This window comes from Lampropedia hyalina DSM 16112, from assembly GCF_900129055.1.
Taxonomy (GTDB): domain Bacteria; phylum Pseudomonadota; class Gammaproteobacteria; order Burkholderiales; family Burkholderiaceae_C; genus Lampropedia; species Lampropedia hyalina.
Genome location: NZ_FQUZ01000008.1, coordinates 109,935 through 125,447, shown reverse-complemented (window position 1 = coordinate 125,447; position 15,513 = coordinate 109,935). Strand labels below are relative to the sequence as shown.

Annotated in this window: 17 protein-coding genes and 1 pseudogene; 13 read left to right on the top strand and 5 right to left on the bottom strand. The window is 60.4% G+C overall.

Going from position 1 to position 15,513, the window contains the following annotated elements:
- Nucleotides 1–311 (top strand): RNA-guided endonuclease InsQ/TnpB family protein (locus BUE21_RS05070; RefSeq protein WP_234971052.1); only part of this gene is annotated, 311 nt, incomplete at its 5' end.
- A 13-nt stretch (nucleotides 312–324) separates the two neighbouring features.
- On the opposite strand, the gene BUE21_RS05065 is transcribed toward BUE21_RS05070, so the two are convergent.
- Nucleotides 325–1,500: a glycerophosphodiester phosphodiesterase gene (locus tag BUE21_RS05065; protein WP_073355322.1), complete on the bottom strand. Its 1,176-nt coding sequence runs from the start codon at nucleotides 1,498–1,500 to the stop codon at nucleotides 325–327.
- A 125-nt stretch (nucleotides 1,501–1,625) separates the two neighbouring features.
- Between BUE21_RS05065 and rodA the strand changes: the two genes are divergently transcribed.
- The 9 genes from rodA to BUE21_RS05020 all read left to right on the top strand — a co-directional run bounded on the left by rodA (nucleotide 1,626) and on the right by BUE21_RS05020 (nucleotide 9,663).
- Nucleotides 1,626–2,807: a rod shape-determining protein RodA gene (gene rodA / locus BUE21_RS05060; RefSeq protein ID WP_073355321.1), complete on the top strand. Its 1,182-nt coding sequence runs from the start codon at nucleotides 1,626–1,628 to the stop codon at nucleotides 2,805–2,807.
- Between the two features lie 352 nt (nucleotides 2,808–3,159).
- Nucleotides 3,160–3,813, top strand: coding sequence for an amino acid ABC transporter permease (locus BUE21_RS05055; RefSeq protein ID WP_073355317.1), 654 nt, complete (start codon nucleotides 3,160–3,162; stop codon nucleotides 3,811–3,813).
- Between the two features lie 28 nt (nucleotides 3,814–3,841).
- Nucleotides 3,842–4,594, top strand: coding sequence for an amino acid ABC transporter ATP-binding protein (locus tag BUE21_RS05050; RefSeq protein WP_073355378.1), 753 nt, complete (start codon nucleotides 3,842–3,844; stop codon nucleotides 4,592–4,594).
- Between the two features lie 217 nt (nucleotides 4,595–4,811).
- Complete coding sequence (locus BUE21_RS05045) at nucleotides 4,812–6,203, top strand: MmgE/PrpD family protein (RefSeq protein WP_073355314.1); 1,392 nt, start codon at nucleotides 4,812–4,814, stop codon at nucleotides 6,201–6,203.
- A gap of 126 nt (nucleotides 6,204–6,329) precedes the next feature.
- Nucleotides 6,330–7,175: a phosphosulfolactate synthase gene (locus BUE21_RS05040; RefSeq protein WP_073355311.1), complete on the top strand. Its 846-nt coding sequence runs from the start codon at nucleotides 6,330–6,332 to the stop codon at nucleotides 7,173–7,175.
- 25 nt (nucleotides 7,176–7,200) lie between these two features.
- Nucleotides 7,201–7,692, top strand: a complete 492-nt coding sequence (locus BUE21_RS05035) for a hypothetical protein (RefSeq protein ID WP_073355309.1) — start codon at nucleotides 7,201–7,203, stop codon at nucleotides 7,690–7,692.
- Between the two features lie 76 nt (nucleotides 7,693–7,768).
- On the top strand, nucleotides 7,769–8,977 hold the full coding sequence (locus BUE21_RS05030; protein WP_073355307.1) for a quinone-dependent dihydroorotate dehydrogenase: 1,209 nt from the start codon (nucleotides 7,769–7,771) through the stop codon (nucleotides 8,975–8,977).
- Nucleotides 8,974–9,240, top strand: coding sequence for a DUF1315 family protein (locus BUE21_RS05025; protein WP_073355304.1), 267 nt, complete (start codon nucleotides 8,974–8,976; stop codon nucleotides 9,238–9,240). Before BUE21_RS05030 ends, BUE21_RS05025 begins: the two co-directional genes overlap by 4 nt.
- Before the next feature lie 33 nt (nucleotides 9,241–9,273).
- Nucleotides 9,274–9,663 carry a YdhR family protein gene (locus tag BUE21_RS05020; protein WP_234971051.1) on the top strand — a complete coding sequence of 130 codons (390 nt, stop codon included), beginning with the start codon at nucleotides 9,274–9,276 and terminating at the stop codon, nucleotides 9,661–9,663.
- Between the two features lie 87 nt (nucleotides 9,664–9,750).
- On the opposite strand, the gene BUE21_RS05015 is transcribed toward BUE21_RS05020, so the two are convergent.
- Entirely contained in the window at nucleotides 9,751–10,386 is a 636-nt protein-coding gene (locus tag BUE21_RS05015) for a superoxide dismutase (protein ID WP_073355301.1), read from the bottom strand.
- Between the two features lie 200 nt (nucleotides 10,387–10,586).
- Nucleotides 10,587–11,039 (bottom strand): CBS domain-containing protein, encoded by a 453-nt coding sequence (locus BUE21_RS05010; RefSeq protein ID WP_073355373.1) that lies wholly within the window; start codon nucleotides 11,037–11,039, stop codon nucleotides 10,587–10,589.
- Nucleotides 11,040–11,174: 135 nt separating this feature from the next.
- On the opposite strand from BUE21_RS05010, the gene BUE21_RS05005 reads away from it, so the two are divergent.
- Entirely contained in the window at nucleotides 11,175–12,488 is a 1,314-nt protein-coding gene (locus tag BUE21_RS05005) for an O-acetylhomoserine aminocarboxypropyltransferase (RefSeq protein ID WP_073355300.1), read from the top strand.
- Complete coding sequence (locus BUE21_RS05000; RefSeq protein ID WP_073355371.1) at nucleotides 12,488–13,312, top strand: alpha/beta fold hydrolase; 825 nt, start codon at nucleotides 12,488–12,490, stop codon at nucleotides 13,310–13,312. Before BUE21_RS05005 ends, BUE21_RS05000 begins: the two co-directional genes overlap by 1 nt.
- A 13-nt stretch (nucleotides 13,313–13,325) precedes the next feature.
- Here BUE21_RS05000 and BUE21_RS04995 read toward each other — a convergent pair whose 3' ends face one another.
- On the bottom strand, nucleotides 13,326–13,931 hold the full coding sequence (locus tag BUE21_RS04995) for a hypothetical protein (RefSeq protein ID WP_073355297.1): 606 nt from the start codon (nucleotides 13,929–13,931) through the stop codon (nucleotides 13,326–13,328).
- Between the two features lie 147 nt (nucleotides 13,932–14,078).
- Nucleotides 14,079–14,267: pseudogene (locus tag BUE21_RS04990) on the bottom strand (IS110 family transposase); the annotation flags it as partial.
- Between the two features lie 398 nt (nucleotides 14,268–14,665).
- Between BUE21_RS04990 and BUE21_RS04985 the strand changes: the two are divergent.
- On the top strand, nucleotides 14,666–15,415 hold the full coding sequence (locus BUE21_RS04985; RefSeq protein ID WP_143164426.1) for a hypothetical protein: 750 nt from the start codon (nucleotides 14,666–14,668) through the stop codon (nucleotides 15,413–15,415).
- The last annotated feature ends 98 nt before the right edge of the window (nucleotides 15,416–15,513 follow it).

Sequence of the window (15,513 nt, the reverse complement as noted above, 5' to 3'; positions counted from 1 at the left end):
CGAAGCTGGTCAAAACCAGGATGGCCAAGTCCACGCTGGACGCGGGCTGGTCATCGCTGAAAACCGCTTTGGAATACAAGTGCCATCAGGCCGGAGTGGTTTTTGAGGAAGTGAACGAAGCGTATTCAACCCAGACCTGTTCGGCTTGTGGCGCGTTGCCACAGTCGAGGCCCAAAGGTATCGCAGGTCTTGGAATAAGGGAATGGACATGCAGCGAATGTGGAGCGGCACACGACCGTGACGTGAACGCAGCACGCAACATTCTCGCGGCAGGGCATTGCCGTCTCGCTGGAGGAATCTCCTGCCTTTAGGCAGGAGAGGATGTCAATGCGTCAATGCCTGCCGTGCCGCAATCGCATGGTTGGGGAAGTCGCTGAACACGGCATCCACCCCCAGTTCATAAAACAACTGGTATTCCTTGGCAGGGTCTCCAGCAAAATCGGATGCCAGATACTGGGCATCGCTGCGGAACGTGTAGGGGTGTACGAACAAGCCAGCGGCATGGGCATCCTGCACCACGGTGCTGGCGGGCAACAGTACGCGGTCGCGCTGGTCGATCTTGCCATCGCCATTCAGGTCGTCCCACTGGCCATCGTTGTTGCGATCGACCAGACGGCTGCTGACAATATGGGCTTTCCAGGGGCCGATGCCATCGGCATAGGTGCGAATCTGCTGCAACTGGGCCGGGGCGAGCATGTCCACATAACTGCGGGAATCGCCTGCCACGGCGAAGTCATAGGGCTGTCCCCAGGGCGGGGACATGTCGATGCTGCCATCGGGATTCTGGTCGCTGCCATCCATCAACTGCACCAGCCGCAGTTGGGTTTGGGTGCGCAGATACTGGAGGTTGCCCACCTCGAACGACTGGAGAATGATCGGATGGTTTTTCTGCGTATAGCCATACTGTTGCAGCACGGCAATCAGGCGGTCTTCGATGCGCAGGCCCAGATTGACATGGTAGGTGGGGTGCTTGGTTTCGATGTACACACCAATCTGGCGGCCCTGCTTGCGGCCCTCCTCCTGTGCCAGCTCCAGCACCTGCTGCAAGGTGGGAATCTGGTAGCGTCCGTTGTGGGACTGGTCGCGTTGCGACATGGGTTGCACGGCACGCAATTTCTGTATTTCCGCAAGTGTGAAGTCCGATGCGAACCAGCCCTCTTCTTCCACGCCGTCCACCATCGCCTTGCGCTTGCGGCTGGCAAATTCGGCACGGCTGGCCACATCGGTGGTGGTGGTGATATTGGGTTCGTGGCGGCTGACCAGATGGCCATCGCGCGTCACCACCAGATCCGGCTCGATGAAGTCAGCCCCCATTTCGATGGCCCTGCGGTAGCTCTCCAGCGTGTGGTCGGGCAGGTAGCCACTGGCTCCCCGGTGTCCAATGACCAAGGGCGGCTCACCGGTAAGCGTGGGAAAAGCAGGGTTTTCGTCGGAACCATTACAGGCCGTCAGGACGGCCGCCGCAGAAAACAGGGCGAGAAAATGACAGGTTTTTTTCATGGGACGTTCTTTTGGGTGAAAGGCAGGCGATGGCAGGGTGGGATAGTCCTGCCTTTATACTGACCGGCTGTTTCAGTTTGAATACAGCTTCTCGCTCACCTTTTTGCCCGTCCCTGCCCCCATTCATGGCCGCACCGCTCGACTTCAACAGACCCCCCTGGTACACGCAGGCCCTGCCATTGCTGTTGCGCTTCGATGGCTGGCTATTGCTCATCGTGCTGTTCATGGCAGGGCTGGGCCTGGTGGCCATGTATTCCGCCGGGTTCGACCACGGCAGCCGTTTTGCCATGCACGGGCGCAATATGCTGCTGGCCGCATTGGTCATGTGGATAGTGACACAGGTGCCCCCCCGGCTGCTGATGGCACTGGCCGTGCCCCTGTATGTGCTGGGTGTGGTGCTGCTGCTGGGCGTGGAGTTTGTCGGCATTACCCGCAAGGGCGCACAACGCTGGCTGAACGTGGGCATGGTGATCCAGCCCAGCGAACTGATGAAGATTGCCATGCCGCTGATGCTGGCCTGGTGGTTCGAGAAACGCGCCGGCCAGATACGGGCACTGGACTTTGTGGTTGCAGGGGCGATTCTGGCCATCCCCGTGGCCCTGATTCTGCGCCAGCCCGATCTGGGGACCTCGCTGCTGGTGCTGGCTGCCGGTTTGTCGGTGCTGTTCTTTGCGGGACTGTCGTGGGCACTGATACTGCCCCCGGTACTGGCGGCAGGCATCGGAATCGTGCTGATCGTCATGTTCGAGCCGCGCCTGTGCGTGGATGGCGTGGACTGGGTAGTCCTGCATGACTACCAGAAAACCCGCGTCTGCACCCTGCTGGACCCGCACAGGGATCCGCTGGGAAGCGGCTTTCACATCATTCAGGGCATGATTGCGATTGGTGCGGGCGGGCTGTGGGGCAAAGGCTTCATGGCAGGCACCCAGACCCACCTGGAATTCATCCCCGAACGCACCACCGATTTCATTTTTGCAGCCTATTCCGAAGAATTCGGACTGGTGGGCAATCTGGCCCTGCTGCTGGGATTCCTGCTGCTCATCTACCGATCCTTCATCATTGCAGCACAGGCACAGACCCATTTCAACCGACTGATGGCAGCGGCGGTGGGCATGATCTTCTTCACCTACAGTTTTGTGAACATCGGCATGGTGATAGGCATCCTGCCCGTGGTGGGAGTACCCCTGCCCTTCATCAGCTATGGCGGCACCGCCATGATTACGCTGGGACTGGCCCTGGGGGTGCTGATGTCGATTTCCTGTGCGCGGGAGCGCACCGAAGATGACTCCGTGTTTGACAAACGCTGATGATTATGCTTCTACAGCATAAGGGTATTCACGGGTTTGTATCTGATCAATTCCCTTTATACTTTTGACACTTGATCGGGGCATGCCAATGCCCCGGTTCGGGAAGGTAAGGAGACAAAGCGGTTCGTTCAACAATCAAAAACGGAAAAAAAGCGCGTACGCGCTTTTTTTTTGCCCATCACACAGCGACCTTCTCTGTGTCTCAGGAACGCTCAAGTGCTCCGACCCGAAAGCCCATCGGGATCGAAGATGTTCTAAAATGGCAGTTCTGTGAAACCAGCGGTGTCATGAATCCGCTGGTTTTTTTGTTGCAATCACGCCATCTGCCGTCCTCACAGGCAGAACCGACTGCATGGATTACGTTCTCTCCATTCTTCCTCCCTTGTGGCAAGGGGCGCAAGTCACGCTGCGGCTGTTTGCCATCACACTGGTGCTGGCCATTCCATTGGGGCTGCTGCTGGCCCTGGGGCGGCTTTCGCGCTGGGGCTGGCTAAGCGGGCTGGTCAATGGCTACATCTGGCTGATGCGCGGCACGCCGCTGATGCTGCAAATGCTGTTCATCTACTTCGCCCTGCCCTTCGTGCCCGTCATCGGTGTACGGCTGCCGGATTTTCCGGCGGCGGTCGTGGCATTTGCCCTCAACTACGCGGCCTACTTTGCCGAAATCTTTCGCGCAGGTATCCAGTCCATCGACCGGGGCCAGTACGAAGGTGCGAAGGTGCTGGGCATGAGCTACCCGCAGACCATGCGGCGCATCGTGCTGCCGCAGATGGTGCGCCGCATTCTGCCGCCCATGAGCAACGAAACCATCACGCTGGTGAAAGACACCTCGCTGATCTATGTGCTGGCCCTCAATGACCTGCTGCGTGCCGCGCGAGGCATCGTGCAACGCGATTTCAGCACCACACCATTCATCGTGGCCGCCGGCTTCTACCTCATCATGACCCTGATCCTGACCTGGGGCTTCCAGCGCGTGGAGAAACACTATGCCCGCTACGACGAATGAGCCGCAACCCGCCCATGCAGCCACAGTGGTGATCGATGCACAAGGCATTGGCAAGAGCTTCGGCTCCCAGCGCGTGCTGCGCAATGTATCGCTGCAATTGCACAAGGGCGAAGTGGTGGCCGTGATCGGCCCATCCGGCTCCGGCAAAAGCACCTTCCTGCGCTGTCTCAACCATTTGGAAACCATCGACGAAGGCAGCATCGCCATCTGTGGTGAGATGCTGGCCACGGCGCAGGCCGGTGGGCACAGTGTCTATGCACCCGAGCGCGAAGCGCGCCGCATCTGCCGCCACATGGGCATGGTGTTCCAGTCCTTCAACCTGTTCCCGCACATGACGGTGCTGCAAAACATCATCGAAGCCCCGGTGCAGGTGCAAGGCGTTGCCCGTGAAGCGGCCACCGCCAAAGCAGAAACCCTGCTGCGCAAGGTCGGGCTGCTGAACAAGCGCGACAACTACCCGGCCCGCCTCTCTGGTGGACAGAAACAGCGCGTGGCGATTGCCCGGGCACTGGCGATGGAGCCGGACATCATGCTGTTCGATGAACCCACTTCGGCCCTCGACCCAGAGCTGACGGTGGAGGTGCTGCGCACCATGCGCGAGCTGGCACAGGAGCACATGACCATGCTGGTGGTGACGCACGAAATGGGCTTCGCACGCGAAGTGGCCAGCCGCGTCGTGTTCATGGATGAAGGCCAGTTGGTGGAGCAGGCCCCTTCACACGAGTTCTTTGCCAACCCGCGCCACCCGCGCAGTCAGGCATTCCTGCGGCAGATGCTGTAAAAGCCATCCGGTTTGGCGAGTGCTACCATCTCGATGGCAGTAACCATATCCTCTTCGTTGATGTTGAGAATTATTATTAATGCAGAGGTATGATCTGCCTCGCCCGATACATAATTTTTCCCACGAACCAGATCATCCCGACTAGACAGCCAATGCGCGGCGTGCGCATCCAGCCATTGAACACGGTTTTTTCCACCCCTTCTCAGGAGGTTCGTTCATGGCACATGCCGCTCCCGCTCACCAGGCAACCGAAGTTGCCCAACTCGCCGAATTCGTCGCATCCGCCGACCATCGCAACATGTCGGATGCCGCACGCGAAGAACTCAAAAAGCGCATTCTCGACAGCATCGGTGTCGCCATCGGCGCGCTGGATGGGAAGCCGATTGGCTACATCCGCACCCATCAGGAGGATTTTGGCGGTAACCCGCTGTGTACGCTGATTGGTGGCGGCAAGACCGCACCGGATCGTGCCGCCTTCTACAACGGCGCACTGGTGCGCTACCTCGACTTCATGGACAGCTACCTCGCCAAAGGCGAGACCTGCCACCAGAGCGACAACCTGGGCGCGGTGCTGGCCGCTGCCGAATATGCGAACCAGGACGGTGATGTGCTTCTCTCCGCACTGGCCGTGGCCTATCAGGTGCAGGGGCGGCTGTGCGACGTAGCCCCCGTGCGTGCCAAGGGCTTCGACCACACCGTGCAGGGAGCCTATGCCGTAGCGGCAGGCGTGGCCCGTGCACTGGGGCTGGATGCCGTCAAGACCGCCAATGCCATCGCCATCTCCGGCACCAGCAACAATGCGCTGCGTGTCACCCGCACCGGCGCGCTGTCACACTGGAAGGGGCTGGCCTACCCGCACACCGCGTTCATTGGCACACATGCCGCATTCCTGGCCTACCGTGGCATCACCGGCCCGGCTGAAGTGTTCGAGGGCAACAAGGGTTTCAAGGAGGCGATTGCCGGGCCGTTCGAGATCGACTGGCGCAAGGAAGACCTGGAGAACGTGCGCAAGTCCATCATCAAACGCTACAACGCCGAGATTCACTCCCAGTCCAGCATCGAGGGCGCGATCGAGTTGCAGGCCGCAAAAGGGTTCAACGGCAGTGACATCGAACGTCTGGACATCGAGATTTTCGATGTGGCCTACCACATCATCGGCGGCGGCGAGGAAGGCGACAAAACCATCATCCGCAACAAGGAAGAAGCCGACCACTCGCTGCAATACATGGTGGCCGTGGCCCTGCTGGATGGCAACGTGCTGCCCGCGCAGTACGAGCAGGAACGCATTGTCCGCGCCGACGTGCAGGATTTGCTGCACCGCGTGAAGGTCAGGCCGAAGCAGGAATACACCGACCGCTTCCCCGGCGAAGTCGTCACCACGCTGACCTTTACGCTCAAGGACGGCTCGCAGCACCGGATCACCAAAACCGACTACGAGGGCTTCCACACCCGACCGATGGGCTGGGAGACGGTGATTGCCAAGTTCACCGGCCTGGCCACGCCCTTCACCAGCGAGAAGGTACGCGACCAGATCGTCGATGCGGTGCGCAACCTGGAGCATATCCGGGTGAGCGAACTCACCGCCATCCTGGCCGACCTGAAGGCCTGACATCACCCTCCCGGCAGTACCTGCGCCGCTGCCCGGATTGCTTCCCCTGTTTTTTCACCCGCATGCCACGGCATGCAGCGGGTCGGGTGTGCTCGTCCGACTCGCCTTTCCTCCAAGGAGATCAGCATGAGCAAGGAAAAATCGGAAATCTGGAAAAACCGCTCCTTCCCCTATGTACCGATGAACGAGCGCGACCACAAGCCGCGCGACAAATCCATCACCGAAATCCGTGGCCCCTACTATGCGATGGTCACACCCACCTACACCAGGGAACTGCTCGAAGGCGTGGGCGAACATGTCGATGGTTTCAAGTATGCGGGTGGCTCCTTTTCCCTGATGCCTGCGGACTACGTCCGAAAACTCAACCGCATCTGTCACGACCACGGCGTGTATGTCTCCACCGGCGGCTGGATCGAGAATCTGCTCTCGCGTGCCCCCGGACACATTGACGACTACATCGCCGAAGTCAAGAGCCTGGAATTCGACATGATCGAACTCTCCACCGGCTTCATCCAGTTACCCGTCCCCGATCTGCTGCGTCTGATCGAAAAAGTGAAGAAAGCGGGCCTGAAGCCCAAGCCCGAGATCGGCATCCAGTTCGGCGCGGGCGGCGACACCAGCAAGGCCGAGCTGGAAGCCGAAGGCACGCGCGACCCACAGATTCTGATCGACACCGCCAATGAGTGCCTGAATGCCGGAGCCAGCATCATCATGATCGAATCCGAAGGCATCACCGAAAACGCCGATCCGTGGCGCACCGACGTGGCCGCCAAGATCATGAAGCAGGTGGGCATGGAAAACGTCATGTTCGAGGCCGCCGATCCGCAGGTGTTCCAGTGGTACATCAAGAACTACGGCATCGATGTGAACCTGTTCGTCGATCACAGCCAGATCGTGCAGCTCGAATGCCTGCGCCGTGGCATCTGGGGCACCAAGAGCACCTTCGGGCGCATCACCACCCACCGTGAATGATGCGGGCACGCCCCAATCTTTTCCCATGAACCGCCCCGCTTTGCCCGATGGCTCCCACCTGCCTGCCGCAAATGCCTTGCGGGGCCATGTCCAGCCGCAGGCACAGTGGAGCGGCCTGGGCTTTCAGGACTTGAACGATGACGAAGCTTTCATCCTCTGGGCATTCCGCTGCTGGCAATTCGACCCTACTGCCCCTGTGCTGGCCGAACACCGGCTGGCCGGACTGCTGCACCACGACCGGCTGCTGGAACTTCTGGCGCACCTGTTCCGGTTTTTCCGGGCATGCGGAGCCGACCATGTCATGGCTGCCCACCTGCTGGATCACCCACGGCTGACACAGCACGAAACATGGCTGCTGGGCCTGCTGGGCGAGTCACAGGAGCTGTCACGGCCAGCCCCGCCAGCCTGTCTGGAGCAAGCCGCCCTGTGTCGCCAGAGTCTGGCCCGGCACCGCGCACAGGTGCGCACGCCCGAGACCATTGCGCGCCACAGCCGGGGCAGTCCTGTTCCGCCGTAGGAAATGCCATTCATCCCGCCCTGTGCATCCACTCCCTTGCAGGCTGCGGCCTGCCAATCCAAGAAAGAACACAATCATGAACATCATCTACAGCACACGCAACTTCGTCCTGCGCCTGTCCTACCGCTTCATTGCCAAGCCATTGGTCTTCCTGTGGGAGCCGGAAGACGCGCACGACAAGCTCAAGAGCCTGGGTAAATTCATGTCGTCCAACTTCCTGTTCCGAGGCATCTCCCGCCTGCTGTTCAGCTACCGGAACCAGCGTCTGAACACCGTGGTCGATGGCATCCAGTACGACAACCCGATTGGACTGTCTGCCGGTTTCGACAAGGATGGCGAACTCACCAAGATGTACCCCTGCATCAGCTTCGGTTTTGCGGAACTCGGCTCCTTCACCGGCCAGGTCTGCCCTGGCAACCCCGGACGGCGGCTGTGGCGGCTGAAAAAGTCCAAATCCATCCTGGTCTGGTACGGCCTGAACAACCAGGGAGCCGAGCGCATTGCCCAGCGTCTGGCCAAGGCCCGATTCAAACTGCCCATTGGCATCTCGGCGGCCAAGACCAACAACACCGACTGCTTCGACATCGACCGCTCGATTGCCGACTACATGACCACCTACCGCGCCTTCCGCGACATTGGCGATTACTACACGATCAACATCTCCTGCCCCAACACGCAGGACGGCGAACCCTTTGCCGATCCCGACAACCTCGGCAAGCTCTTCGAGGCCATCAACCGCGAACGGGTGCCCAACAAACCGGTGTACGTCAAGATTGCCGCCGACATGAGCATCGACGAAGTGAACAGCATCGTCGATACCGTGTTGCGCTACAAAATCGACGGCATGGTGCTGGCCAACCTGACCAAGCCACGCGACAACCCGGAAGTGTTCAAGGATGAAGTGCCCTACCCGAAGGGAGCCATGAGCGGCCTGCCGCTGCAGAAAATCGCCACCAACCTCGTGCGCCACATCCACCAGCGTGCCCAGGGCAAAATCACCCTGATTGCCGTCGGCGGCATCTTCACCGCCCGCGATGCCTACGAGAAAATCACCTCAGGCGCACACCTGTGCCAGATGATTACCGGCATGATCTTCGATGGCCCGCAGGTGATGGCCGAAATCAACCAGGGGTTGGTGAAGTACCTGAAGAAAGATGGCCTGAACACCATCAGCGAGGCCGTAGGCTTGCGCAACCCGCTGGATGAGCGTTTCGCCAGCCCGCTGCTCCAGCAGCACTCCGACACAGGGCGCATCACATCCATCACCGGAAAGAAAGCCGCATGACACACCCGGCATCATCCACCGCTCGACCTCTGTGCGGCAGGCATCGCCCGACACGCTACCAGCAACGCATCCATGAACTGCCCACGGCCGTGGTGCAACACTTCCAGCGCGCCTTGCAGGTGGGCATCTGGGACAACGGCAATATCCTGACGCCATCCCAGAGACAGGCCTGCCAGAACGCCCTCGACCACTGGCAAGCCTTGCGCCACAGCCACATGACGGCGGGCGGTATCATGGCCCGCGTCGGCCAGACCGTCGGATAATCCTGTCATCCACCCGGCAATGCCTGCGTGGCCATGCTGCATTTCCCCATGCAGCATGGCCACGCACAGCCGTATTCATTCTTCCTGTTGCTTCAGAAAGGCCATTCCATGCTGGTCAGCATCGTCACCTTCTCACTCACCCAACCCTGGAGCGTCGCGCAGGCGCAAGCCGTGTTCGAGTCCACCGCCCCCAAATACCTGCACAGACCCGGACTGCTGCGCAAGCATTACTACATCGCCGAAGATGGCCGTCGGGCCGGCGGCATTTACTTCTGGCAATCCAGAGCGGATGCCGATGCCTGCTACACCGACGAATGGCGTGCCACCGTCACCGAGAAATATGGAGCCGCACCCGAAATCTTCTTCGCCCACACCCCCGTCACCGTGGACAACATTCAGGGAGCCATCGAACAGGCCGAATGAAAAGAAAAAGCCGCATTCCTCGAAAGGAAATGCGGCTTTTCGATCACAAGGGAATGCTGTGGCCGCATTCCCGGTGCGCGGTTCGGATTACTTGCCAGTGGCTTCCTGGTAGCGGCGGGCCACTTCGGCCCAGTTCACCACATTGAAGAACGCGCCGATGTACTCGGGGCGACGGTTCTGGTATTTCAGGTAGTAGGCGTGTTCCCACACGTCCAGACCCAGGATCGGGGCATTGCCGGAGCCGATGCCCTGGTTCAGCGGGCTGTCCTGGTTGGCGGAGCTTTCCACCAGCAGCTTGCCGCTCTTGTCGGTGGACAGCCAGGCCCAGCCGCTGCCAAAGCGCGTCAGTGCCGCCTTGGTGAAGGCGTCCTTGAATTGCTCAAAGCCGCCCAGGTCGCGCTCAATGGCAGCGGCCAGGTCGCCCTCAGGCAGACCACCGCCACCTTGACCGGCAGGAGCCAGCACCGTCCAGAACAGGCTATGGTTGGCGTGGCCACCGCCGTTGTTGCGCACGGCAGTGCGGATGTTCTCGGGCAGTTGGTTCAGATCGACGATCAGCTCCTCGGCTGCCTTGCCGTCAAACTCGGTTCCCTTGACTGCGGCCACCAGATTGTTGATGTAGGTCTGGTGGTGCTTGGTGTGGTGGATTTCCATGGTTTGCGCATCGATATGCGGCTCCAGGGCATCGTAGGCATAAGGCAATGCGGGCAGTGTGTAGCTCATTTTTTTCCTTTGGAGTTCGATGGTGGGTTGGACAAAGAGAATTCTGCAATGCCTGCCGGATGGTGGCATGTGCAGTTTCATGCAACATACCACAGGACGGAAGGCACGATTGATTGTCGTGTATTTCACCGGCAGCCCCACAGGCAGGCCGAAAAACCCTCATGGGCTGTGCCGGTTATCTGCTGCGGATGCCTGCCGTGTCAGGGGGCCGTGCCTTCTTCGGGCCAGTCGCGGATGTAGGCCTTGAGCAGCTTGTTTTCCAGGTTCTGGCTGTCCACCACGGTCTTGGCGACATCGTAGAAGCTGATGACGCCCATCAGAATCTTGTTTTCCAGCACCGGCAGGTAGCGGGCGTGTTTCTCCAGCATCATGCGGCGCACCTCGTCCAGCGAGGTTTCGGGCGTGCAGCTCATCGGCTCCCGATCCATCACCGAGCGCACGGAACTGACGTTTTCCAGTTGGCCGCCTGCCTGCACAATCGCCTGAATGACCTCCCGAAAGGTCAGGATGCCGACAACCTCGCCAAACTCCACCACGATCAGGGAGCCGATGTCTTTCTCGGCCATGGCGGTGACGGCTTCCAGCAGGGGCTGATCGGCGTGGACGGTGTAGAGGGTGTTGCCCTTGATTCTGAGAATATCGCTGACTTTCATCGGTGGCTCTCCTGTATGGTTCTGTGCCGCGCCGTCGGCGGGGCCGGGTGACAATCCGTGCAAAATATAGCCGACAATGCGCGCCACACCACGCGCAATCACCCGGATTTGCACCGATTCAAGGAGATTTTCACCATGCCCGGCCATTCAGACCCCGGCTTCGACACCCTCGCGCTGCACGCCGGTGCAGCCCCCGACCCGGCCACCGGCGCGCGCGCCGTTCCGATTCACCTGACAACCTCGTTCGTCTTCGAATCCTCGGATCAGGCTGCCTCGCTGTTCAACCTGGAACGCGGTGGCCACGTCTATTCCCGCATCAGCAACCCCACCAACGCCGTGTTCGAGCAGCGCATGGCCGCGCTGGAAGGCGGCGTGGGAGCCATTGCCACCGCCAGCGGCCAGGCCGCGCTGCACCTGAGCATTGCCACGCTGATGGGAGCGGGTTCGCACATCGTCGCCAGCACCGCCATCTACGGCGGCTCGCAGAACCTGCTGCACTACACGATGCGGCGTTTCGGCATCGACACCACCTTCGTGCATCCCGGCGACATCGACGGCTGGCGCAACGCCATCCGCCCCAACACCAGGCTGCTGTTTGGCGAGACCGTCGGCAACCCCGGTCTGGACGTGCTGGACATTCCCACCGTGGCGCAAATCGCCCACGATGCCGGTGTGCCGCTGCTGGTCGATTCCACCTTCACCACACCCTACCTGATGCAGCCGCTGTCGCTGGGTGCAGACATCGTTTACCACTCCGCCACCAAGTTCCTCTCCGGCCACGGCACGGTCATTGGCGGCGTGGTGGTCGATGGCGGCAGCTTCGACTGGGATGCCAGCGGGAAATTCGCCGAACTCAGCCAACCCTACGACGGTTTTCACAACATGGTCTTCAGCGAGGAAGCCACCGCCGGGGCCTTCCTGCTGCGCGCCCGCCGCGAAGGACTGCGCGACTTTGGCGCGTGCCTGAGTCCGCACAGTGCCTGGCTGATTCTGCAAGGCATCGAAACCCTGCCACTGCGCATGCAGCAGCACATTCGCAACACCGAGAAAGTGGTGGAATTCCTCGCCAGCCACCCACTGGTCAGCTGCGTTGGCCACCCGCTGCTGGAGTCGCACCCCAGCCACCAACTGGCACAAAAGCTGCTGCCACGCGGCGTTGCCTCGGTGTTCAGCTTCGACATCAAGGGCAACCGCGCCCAGGGCAAGGCATTCATCGAAGCCCTGAAAATCTTCAGCCACCTGGCCAACGTGGGCGACTGCCGCAGCCTGGTCATCCATCCCGCCAGCACCACCCACTTCCGCATGAGCGACGAAGCCCTGGCCGGAGCAGGCATCGGGCAGGGCACCATCCGCCTGTCCATTGGCCTGGAAGATGCCGATGATCTGATCGACGACCTCAAGCGCGCACTCAAGGCCGCCGAAAAAGCCGCAGGAAAGGCAGGTGCATGATGCAAGTTTCCGTCCACGGGCACGAACTGTACGCCTACACCGGCGGCAAGCCCTTCAACTCGGCACAGCCCACCATCGTGCTGATTCATGGTGTCCTCAACGACCACAGCGTCTGGGCCTTGCAGAGCCGCCACCTGGCCAACCACGGCTGGAACGTGCTGGCCATCGACCTGCCCGGCCACAGCCGCAGCAAGGGCACGGCCCCGGCCAGCGTGGAAGAAGCCGCCGAAGCCATCATCGCCCTGCTGGCTGCACTGGGCATCGAACGCGCCGCGCTGGCCGGGCACAGTTGGGGCTCACTGATCGCACTGGAAGCGGCCTCCCGTCTGGGCACGCGCGTGAGCCACCTCATCCTGATCGGCACTGCCGCGCCCATGAAAGTCTCGCCAGCCCTGCTGGAGATGTCACAGAACGCCCCGGAAAAAGCCATGCACCTGGTGAACGTGTTCTCGCGCAACACCCTGGCCGCCCCGCCCTCTGGCCTTGGCCCCGGCACCTGGGTGTATGGGCTGGGCATGGCCCTGAACCGCCGCGTACTGCGCAGCAATCCGCACGAAAACGTCTTCCACAAGGGCTTCACGGCCTGCGACCGCTACAGCAACGCCGCCACCGCCATCACCCAGGTGAAAGCCCCCGTGCTGTTCATCCTCGGCACACACGACCAGATGACTCCGGCCAAGTCCGGTCAGGCATTGGCGCGCATCGCCCAGGATGCAGGCCTGAGCGTGCGCGTGGAGCAACTGAACGTCGGCCACAACCTGATGACCGAAGCCCCGGAAGAAACCCTCAAGGCCATCCATGCCGGGTTGAATGCGGCGGCATAGGCTGGCCCGCGTCTCAGCCCTGCAACCACGCCCGATATTTCTGGCGGGTTTGCGGTGAAACGGATTCCAGCACCTTCTCGTGCGTGACCTTGTGGCGGGCCATCAGGCGGGCGTTGGCAAGGTTGCGCGATTTGCAGAACCAGTGGCAACTGTGCTGCATCAGCAACAGCTCGGCGGAAAGCTGGTAGGCGCGCTCCTGTGGATTCAACTGGGCGGTGTTGCGCACCACGGTGTCAAACCCAGCAGCATGAATCTGCATCAGTTCCCGAAAGTCGCGCGTGGCAGCGGGCAGGAAACGCTCCAGATACGGCACACACAGCGGCAGCTTGCTGATGCGGGTGTTTGCCTCGGCTTCCTTGGCCAGTCCATCGGCCACCTGGCGAAACTGCGCAGCCAGCGCGTGCTCGGTAGCGGCGAACAGCTCCCAGATTTGCTGGCGACGCACCTCGCTGTCTTCGCGCAGTGCCCGCAGATACCCCTCGTGCAGGGTCTGCATGTGCTTTTCCACCTGAAAGCGACCCAGATGCCCGCCCAGCAAAGCCATGTGTTGCTTCTGGTACTGGCTGCGCACCCAGTGAAACCCCAGCAACAGGGCCAGCAAACCCACAAACATATTCATCCTGATGGCTCCCCAAGCAAAAGCAAAGGCGCACTGTACCACTGGCCATGCGTTGGCAAGAGGCTGGTCGAATCACGATTTCCAACAGCCTAGAACTGTGATCTTACGGCTTACCGTGCGCGATGCACCGTGAGCTGGCCTTGCTGTTCTTCGCTCTTGATGGGCACCGGAACATGCCTCCATGCCAACCAGGCAAGGTGGCAGGCTGGCAAGAAGGTCGAGCAGTTTGGCGCGACTGACGCTGGGGCGTACCAATTCGGATTTGCCTGCGGCATTGATGCCATGCACGGCAAAGATGTTCTTGGCCAGGTCGATTCCTACGGTGATAATTGCCATTTTCTTTCCCCCTCCTGCTGCAAAGTGAATCGGGTGAGTGCGTGTACAGGGCAATCGGGTGAATGCCCCCCTTCTCGGGCATAAGGTCATGAACGCATGATTTCGTGTCTGGAGGACGCTTTGGCCCTTTTCACTCCAGAGCCGTCATTCCCGCGCAGGCGGCAATCCAGGTGGCGGGGCCGTTCCTGTATAGGCCGTTGCTGCCATTGGATGCGGCATAACTGGATTCCGGGTCAAGCCCGGAATGACGGAAATCTTCACCCGATTGCCCTGTGTGCATGTACTCCCCGGCTGGACACGATGATGGTGCTTTTGCGATACTGTTGCTTGTATCGCTTGGGATGGGGAGGGCCCTTTCATTCGTTAAGTGTCACAAACATCACTGCGCAACTCGACCGATGCTCAAAGCCCTTCTTATTCAACTCGAACAAGCATTCCCGCCGGAGTTGCTACATGCCGACTCCGCCACCTGGCCGGAACTGACCCACCAGTTCAGTATAGAGCTATGCAGCGTCGTTGAAGCACTTCTCGCAACGGCTTCCATTGCTATCCCGAAGCGCATCTTCAAGGAGTCGAAGCAAGAGTACTTGGTCACCAGGCAACCTACGACGACTGTCGCCGAGTTTCGCTTTCGGCCACAGTCTGGTTACTTCACAAAGATGCGTCGCCGTCCGCCCCGTCCAGAAGACCCGAAGGGGACAGATGCTACAGGCTTGGAGGTATCGATCACCTTGTGTCGCGGCTACCCCGCGAGCCAGTTTGTTCGGCGACCACTCCTGTCGATCGATTTTCAGATTTGGGGTGAATTTGAGCGTACTCGTTTCCACGACCTGCTCAGGGAGCATCGCTACCTGGTAGAGCAACTTGTTCTCGCTTCGAAAGGTACGTTCTCCACGTCTTGTGTGTTCGACAACGTCGATCGGGCACGGAAGGCCACAGCTTTCGAAAAGCTGTCCCTATACTACGAGAACGAAATTGACAACGAGAACACATTCTCCATCCAATGCGAGTTCGGCCACTCGGCGACCGAGGCAGCTTTATTGCAAGCGCTCCTACCTCTGCTTGCGCTGTATGACGCCACAATGGGCTACTGCCTGCCAAGGGAACAGCGCGCCCGCGTTCTGGCGCACCTTGGTATCGTGCAGTGACGCCTACCGGACACGCCGATCATATGCTTTGTAGCTCGCGCAGTGTTCGCCGCCTGCGCTCAAGCGGACTTGCCTGTCTCTCATTTCCACCCATACCC

What these genes read in the sequence shown, in the direction of transcription:
- rodA (WP_073355321.1), top strand. Translation starts at nt 1,626, where the DNA reads ATGGCCGCACCGCTCGACTTCAACAGACCCCCCTGGTACACGCAGGCC.
- BUE21_RS05045 (WP_073355314.1), top strand. Translation starts at nt 4,812, where the DNA reads ATGGCACATGCCGCTCCCGCTCACCAGGCAACCGAAGTTGCCCAACTC.
- BUE21_RS05040 (WP_073355311.1), top strand. Translation starts at nt 6,330, where the DNA reads ATGAGCAAGGAAAAATCGGAAATCTGGAAAAACCGCTCCTTCCCCTAT.
- BUE21_RS05015 (WP_073355301.1), bottom strand. Translation starts at nt 10,386, where the DNA reads ATGAGCTACACACTGCCCGCATTGCCTTATGCCTACGATGCCCTGGAG.
- BUE21_RS05030 (WP_073355307.1), top strand. Translation starts at nt 7,769, where the DNA reads ATGAACATCATCTACAGCACACGCAACTTCGTCCTGCGCCTGTCCTAC.
- BUE21_RS05000 (WP_073355371.1), top strand. Translation starts at nt 12,488, where the DNA reads ATGCAAGTTTCCGTCCACGGGCACGAACTGTACGCCTACACCGGCGGC.
- BUE21_RS05005 (WP_073355300.1), top strand. Translation starts at nt 11,175, where the DNA reads ATGCCCGGCCATTCAGACCCCGGCTTCGACACCCTCGCGCTGCACGCC.
- BUE21_RS05035 (WP_073355309.1), top strand. Translation starts at nt 7,201, where the DNA reads ATGAACCGCCCCGCTTTGCCCGATGGCTCCCACCTGCCTGCCGCAAAT.
- BUE21_RS05020 (WP_234971051.1), top strand. Translation starts at nt 9,274, where the DNA reads ATGCTGCATTTCCCCATGCAGCATGGCCACGCACAGCCGTATTCATTC.
- BUE21_RS04995 (WP_073355297.1), bottom strand. Translation starts at nt 13,931, where the DNA reads ATGAATATGTTTGTGGGTTTGCTGGCCCTGTTGCTGGGGTTTCACTGG.
- BUE21_RS05055 (WP_073355317.1), top strand. Translation starts at nt 3,160, where the DNA reads ATGGATTACGTTCTCTCCATTCTTCCTCCCTTGTGGCAAGGGGCGCAA.
- BUE21_RS05065 (WP_073355322.1), bottom strand. Translation starts at nt 1,500, where the DNA reads ATGAAAAAAACCTGTCATTTTCTCGCCCTGTTTTCTGCGGCGGCCGTC.
- BUE21_RS04985 (WP_143164426.1), top strand. Translation starts at nt 14,666, where the DNA reads ATGCTCAAAGCCCTTCTTATTCAACTCGAACAAGCATTCCCGCCGGAG.
- BUE21_RS05025 (WP_073355304.1), top strand. Translation starts at nt 8,974, where the DNA reads ATGACACACCCGGCATCATCCACCGCTCGACCTCTGTGCGGCAGGCAT.
- BUE21_RS05010 (WP_073355373.1), bottom strand. Translation starts at nt 11,039, where the DNA reads ATGAAAGTCAGCGATATTCTCAGAATCAAGGGCAACACCCTCTACACC.